Origin of the sequence: Amazonocrinis nigriterrae CENA67 (assembly GCF_016056305.1) — a bacterium.
In the GTDB taxonomy this organism is placed as follows: Bacteria; Cyanobacteriota; Cyanobacteriia; order Cyanobacteriales; family Nostocaceae; genus Amazonocrinis; species Amazonocrinis nigriterrae.
Genome location: NZ_JAECZC010000075.1, coordinates 21364 through 27363 on the forward strand (window position 1 = coordinate 21364; position 6000 = coordinate 27363).

Below are 6000 nucleotides of genomic sequence, written 5' to 3' on the forward strand. Positions count from 1 at the left end.
AGTTATTGTTATTATCGTATCAGAAAATAAGCTGTTACAAAATTGATTTGTGTAACTCAAAAAGTCACAATTATTACTAGCATTTGGTTTTATTTTTTGACTTTTGAAGATACAGCATTTAACAGCTTCAAATAGTACCTCTCTCACAATTCCTTCAAGTGAGGCTGGGAAAGCATAGTGTCTACCCTTGGGAGAAGATTGGGCTGAGCTGCGCTAAAATCTTAAATTTCAAATCCAAAATGGTATGATGCAGGTTTGAACTACAGCATCTGCAATAAAAATAGCGATCGCTTTCAGGACTACCAAAAAGCGATCGCTTTATCAACCTCCCTGTAGGGAGACAAATACAATGATCAAACAATTACAAAAGTTAACAGATGCCTAAACTGACTTTCAAGCGTCCTCACAAAGGGAACACGCTTAACATACACTGATGAGTTTAGTCAACAGTCATCAGTCAACAATCATCGCTTTGTGATACTAAATATCCTGTTCGCTTAAATCACGAGTAATATGATCAAACGGTTCATCCACAAAGCTAGTGTTAGACACACCCGCAGCTGCAACTTGTTCCTTCACTAGTTCCTTGAGGATTTGGATACCGCGAACGGTTGGGCCAATGGGTACTGCTAGAGAATTATAAGTTTCCCGCAGTCCTTGCAACACTCGCTCATCTAACACATTCGTATTGCCAGCAACCAAAGCATAGGTAGCATAGCGCAAGTAGTAGTCCATATCCCGTAGACAAGCTGCATAACGACGAGTCGTATAAGCATTTCCACCAGGACGAATCAATTCTGGCAATTCATCAAACAACTTCAAACCAGCCTGCTTAACGAGTCCGGCTGCATTAGAGTTAATTGCCGCCGCCGCTTGCACACGGGCTGTACCACTATCAAAATATGATTTCAGACTGTCGATCGCATTCCGATCAAAATACCGTCCTGCCACGTCATAATTCTTAATTAAGCTTGTGACTGCATCGCGCATTCCTTCTTCTCCCAATCGTTGCTATCTATGGTTTGATATTAATTTGGTTGCACTTACGCACCAATAAATTTTTGTGCTATTTAAAATAGATTCGGCACAAAAACAATCATCCGCTACTTAAGGATTCTATGCCAAAGTTGGCCCCCTATGAGATGAACTTTACTGTTTTGTACAGATGACCAGGAAAAGGTTAATATAACCTGTAATCCAGATAATCTGTAACAAGGGCTACAAAATTCCTTAATGTCTAGTATTTACGATATTTCAGGTGTGTCACGACTGAGTTCAGATCAACAGGGTTAGAATGCTTTGGCAGATTCTAGTATTACTTTAGGAAATTGGTAGAGAAGGAGTAACAATGACAACCCCACAAGAAATCTTGAAAAAAATTCAAGATGAAAAAATTGAGCTGATTGATCTGAAATTCATCGATATACCAGGAACTTGGCAGCACCTGACTCTGTACCACAACCAAATCGATGAGAGTGCATTCACTGATGGCGTGCCTTTTGACGGTTCCAGCATCCGGGGTTGGAAAGCCATCAACGAATCGGACATGACGATGGTACTCGATCCCAACACTGCCTGGATCGATCCGTTCATGGAAGTACCAACCTTAAGTATACTTTGTAGCATTAAGGAACCACGTACAGGTGAATGGTACAACCGTTGCCCAAGGGTTATTGCTCAAAAAGCAGTAGACTACTTAGTTTCCACTGGTATCGGTGACACAGCTTTCTTTGGCCCTGAAGCTGAATTTTTCATCTTTGATAACGTTCGCTTTGACCAAACCGCCAACGAAGGTTACTACCATGTAGACTCCATAGAAGGTCGTTGGAATTCCGGTAAAGATGAAGGCCCCAACCTGGGTTACAAACCACGCTTCAAAGAGGGTTACTTCCCAGTTGCACCAACAGATTCTCTTCAAGATATTCGTACAGAGATGCTGTTGACAATGGCAAAACTAGGTGTCCCCATTGAAAAGCACCATCACGAAGTAGCCACAGGCGGTCAGTGCGAATTGGGTTTCCGCTTCGGTAAGTTAATTGAAGCAGCAGACTGGCTGCTAATTTACAAATACGTGATCAAGAACGTAGCTTGGAAATACGGTAAAACCGTTACCTTCATGCCCAAGCCATTGTTTGGTGATAACGGTTCCGGGATGCACACTCACCAGTCAATCTGGAAAGATGGACAACCTCTGTTTGCAGGCAATCAGTATGCTGGTTTGAGTGAAACAGCATTGTATTATATTGGCGGTCTGCTCAAACATGCACCAGCGCTATTAGGAATCACTAATCCCAGTACCAACTCTTACAAGCGGCTAGTGCCTGGTTATGAAGCACCAGTGAACTTAGCTTACTCCCAAGGTAACCGTTCTGCTTCTATCCGTATTCCTCTGTCTGGCGATAACCCCAAAGCTAAGCGCTTAGAGTTCCGTTGTCCAGATGCAACTTCTAACCCTTACTTGGCATTTGCTGCCATGCTTTGTGCTGGTATCGATGGCATTAAGAACAAAATTCATCCTGGTGAACCCCTGGATAAGAATATCTATGAACTTTCTCCAGAAGAACTGGCAAAAGTTCCTTCCACTCCGGGTTCTCTGGAACTGGCATTAGAAGCACTAGAAAAGGATCACGCTTTCTTGACAGAATCAGGCGTATTCACAGAAGACTTCATTGAAAATTGGATTGACTATAAGCTAGCTAATGAAGTCAAGCCTTTGCAGCTACGTCCTCATCCCTACGAATTTTACCTGTATTACGATGCTTAATTAATAGGGAGTATTCCAAATGTGTAAATTGCCTCTCAGGCTAGAGTCTCGCGCTACACAAAAAAATCCGCCTAACCTTCAGGTTTGTGAAGAATAGGCAGACTTTGCAATTGTAGCCAGGAGTCCTAGCCATCCAGCATTGTTGCAAAATTGGAATGCTCCAAATTAATAGCTGTATCTAAGAGTATAAATTTAGCCACCTTACAGGGTGGCTTTTTTATTCAGTCTAGTAAGGGTACAGTGAAAAATCTCAGTTCCCTACTATACTTTCATGCCTAACTCATAGCGACATGACTACTGCCATAAATCATCCGTGTAGTAGGATCTATTTTCCCTTGAATCGGGTTCCAGTAATGTGATGCTTCTTCAGGAAGACCGAGTTCTTGTGCAGCACGCATCATCATTGATTGCTGACGATTTTTCACTTGGTGATATTGACGTACCATTAACGCACGAGATTTTTCTTCAATAGACATAACACAGCCCTCCTACTGTTTTTAGTTATATATCTTTAGCTAGCTATCTTTTCTATGACTATATTAGCAAAAATCTGTAGCTAAAGTTACAAAATACTATTTTGGTTACAAAATTTTACATTCACTCATCCTTGATACCAAAAAAGCTGGTATTAAAGTTAATAAATGTAAAAAGATTTGCGCTCATTGCATAAATCTCTTCGTTGATTCAGATAACCCTATACAAGGCATAAACTTGCAGGTTATGTTTCTTCAAACTTGGATGGTACGAATACACCATTTGTAAAAATCTAAGTTAACTAAGTAAATTACTTAACTTGACTGAATAAAAATTATGACAGTTATTTATCCACGTAAATTTCAGAATAGTTTGGGCGCGAGAGATATGATGAAACATGTCATCAGCGATCGCGAACTTCATCTAATTACCCTCAACCGCTACCGCTACAGTGAACAACGCAGTTGCAAAGACTTGACAGAAGTAATTGAAAAACTCGACAGACAACCACGAGAACTCATACAGGATTTATCCCGTCACATTGCCGATGAAGCTCGTCATGCTATGTGGTTGACTGATTTGCTCATCGACCTTGGAGGTGATCTAGGAACCCCCCCTGGAATTTCTTATATTGATGAATTTGATCGGCTAGTTGACAAAAATAGCTACGACCCAAAAACTAACCTAGAGGACGGTTTAATTGCTCTCCTCGCAGCAATGAACATCGGCGAAAAACGCGGTTGTGAGTACTTTTCAGCCCACATTTACGCCCTCAAACAAGCGCCACAAACTGAAGAAAACATTAAAATACGTGAAACTCTGGAAAAAATTCTGCCAGAAGAAGCAGGACACGTCCGCTGGAGTACCCGCTGGTTAGCACAAATAGCAGATAAGAGTCCAGAACATCGGCAAAAAGTAGAGCAAGCCAAGCAAAAATATGGTGCAATCGAACAGGCGGCATTTGAAGCAGGAGTAGATTTCACAGCAGGTGCAGAACTGCGGCGAGTTAGTAACTTAGTAGAAATAGCAAACACAATGCCAGTTTGGGAACGTCCCAAGTACTTAATGGAACGCTTACCGCAAACCTTGCTAGCACCAGAATTGCAGTTTACTAGAATTCAAGCTGCACAGAAAGCTTGGCAACGTGACCCACAGACATTTATAGAGAAGTTTGTGCCAATATTCCTCAACGGTATCCAGGGCCAAAAGACCAACACAGCTAATTCGTAATTCGTAATTCGTAATTCGTAATTAGGGAAGTCAGATATAAAATCTTCTTTGTGTCTTGGTGTCTTTGTGGTTCAAAAATCAATTTGATGAACCACAAAGACAATAAAAATAAGTACTTCAGTTGCTAATCTCTTCAACTAATAACCAATTACCAGAATAATTCAGCCGACCTCGAACAGTGAGCAGTTGCCCATCAACAGCAGCTTCTAGGCGATGGTTTATGTGCGATCGCAAAGTCACAAGCTGCCAAACTTGTCCTTGATAGGCGGCTGGTGTTGCGATCGTGAATTTGTAATCCTGCTGATTTAGACGTTGAAAAATGCCTGTAAAAACATCACTATCAGAGTCATAGTACTTATGTAAATAATCACCTGGAAAATAGCCACTGGGTGGATAAGCTTCTGGGTTATCTAAATAATAAAGTTGCCAGTCCAGCCATTGGGGCTGATTGGGTAGTAAATCTAAATTAAATAAAGGTACAATTGCCGCAGGCGATGTCAAATCTTGCAATAAAGCTTCTTGTAGCGCTCTGACAGGTAAATCTCTAGGCTGAATACCCAACTCCACACACATACCCGCCGCCATTCCCGCCGCTTGACCAATACCCATCACCACAGGTTGCAATCTAGTCGCGCCATTAGCAATGTGGGAGACAGAAATATTTTTTTCACAAACCAATAAATTATCTGTTGTCGCTGGAATCAAACAGCGGTAGGGAATAGTGAAAGGAGTCCCAGTCCAGCGTCCACCCCAGCGGATAGATTTAGGTTGCAATGGCAAATTGAAGCCAGGATAATGGTGGTCATTGGCGTAATTACCAATAGCAATTGTATCTGAATAAATAGATGCCACCTTACCCCCCGCCACTGGTAAAATATCCTGTTCTCGGACGGTGGTTAGTCCAACTAGACGGCGACTTTCGCGGTAGTAAGGATGCAGTGCAAAAGCAGTAGGAGCAAAGGGAAAAACACCCTCAGCCAAGCCATAGCGACGACCCAGTTGATTTTGAATAAAATGGGCAAAATTTTGACTATACCAGCGACATTCTTGCAGAAACTCAGCTTTGGCTTTCTCTGATTCTATTAATCGCCCTACTCCTTCAGCGTAGTCATTACCACAGATGGGCCAATTAATCATGAATAGATTTTCGCTTAAGCGTCCATAGTTCAAAAACTGCTCTGCCCCATAATTATCCCAAGCACCGACAAACAGCGATGAATTGTAATTGGGAGCAGCAGGAATTTTTGGCGCGATCGCTTCACCAAAATCTTGCATAATTACCACCCAAGTGGGTGCTTGCACTGGATATCTATCTGTAACAGAATTAAAAGCAACTGGTGCGCTGGGTTCTCCCCATTCAGATTGCAATTCCCAACCCCAGCGGTAAGGTATTTCTGCCAAAGCCAATAAATCTCCTAATTCTGTGCCATCCAGAATCATCTTGGCTTCGACAGTAAAATCAGCAAAGCGAACGCCAGTCAGACAATTTTCTTGTTTTACAGCAGTTTTCAGATGAATAGACCACAGTGAGC

At 41.9% G+C, this 6000-nt stretch carries 5 protein-coding genes; 2 read left to right on the plus strand and 3 right to left on the minus strand.

Annotation, left to right across the window (positions count from 1 at the left end; translation table 11 throughout):
• Positions 1-480 precede the first annotated feature (480 nt).
• Entirely contained in the window at positions 481-990 is a 510-nt protein-coding gene (gene apcB, locus I8748_RS27305) for an allophycocyanin subunit beta (RefSeq protein ID WP_198127654.1), read from the minus strand.
• A gap of 358 nt (positions 991-1348) precedes the next feature.
• Here apcB and glnA point away from each other — a divergent pair, with 358 nt between their 5' ends.
• A complete protein-coding gene (gene glnA, locus I8748_RS27310) occupies positions 1349-2764 on the plus strand; it encodes a type I glutamate--ammonia ligase (protein ID WP_198127655.1) in 1416 nt (471 codons plus the stop codon).
• Positions 2765-3039: 275 nt separating this feature from the next.
• On the opposite strand, the gene I8748_RS27315 is transcribed toward glnA, so the two are convergent.
• Positions 3040-3240: a hypothetical protein gene (locus I8748_RS27315; RefSeq protein ID WP_096557168.1), complete on the minus strand. Its 201-nt coding sequence runs from the start codon at positions 3238-3240 to the stop codon at positions 3040-3042.
• Positions 3241-3574: 334 nt separating this feature from the next.
• Here I8748_RS27315 and I8748_RS27320 point away from each other — a divergent pair, with 334 nt between their 5' ends.
• A complete protein-coding gene (locus I8748_RS27320; RefSeq protein ID WP_198127656.1) occupies positions 3575-4468 on the plus strand; it encodes a ferritin-like domain-containing protein in 894 nt (297 codons plus the stop codon).
• Positions 4469-4585: 117 nt separating this feature from the next.
• Here the strand turns inward: I8748_RS27320 and I8748_RS27325 are convergent.
• Positions 4586-6000: FAD-dependent oxidoreductase (locus tag I8748_RS27325; protein WP_198127657.1), on the minus strand; the 1415-nt coding region annotated here is incomplete at its 5' end.

What these genes read in the sequence shown, in the direction of transcription:
- apcB (WP_198127654.1), bottom strand. Translation starts at nt 990, where the DNA reads ATGCGCGATGCAGTCACAAGCTTAATTAAGAATTATGACGTGGCAGGA.
- glnA (WP_198127655.1), top strand. Translation starts at nt 1,349, where the DNA reads ATGACAACCCCACAAGAAATCTTGAAAAAAATTCAAGATGAAAAAATT.
- I8748_RS27315 (WP_096557168.1), bottom strand. Translation starts at nt 3,240, where the DNA reads ATGTCTATTGAAGAAAAATCTCGTGCGTTAATGGTACGTCAATATCAC.
- I8748_RS27320 (WP_198127656.1), top strand. Translation starts at nt 3,575, where the DNA reads ATGACAGTTATTTATCCACGTAAATTTCAGAATAGTTTGGGCGCGAGA.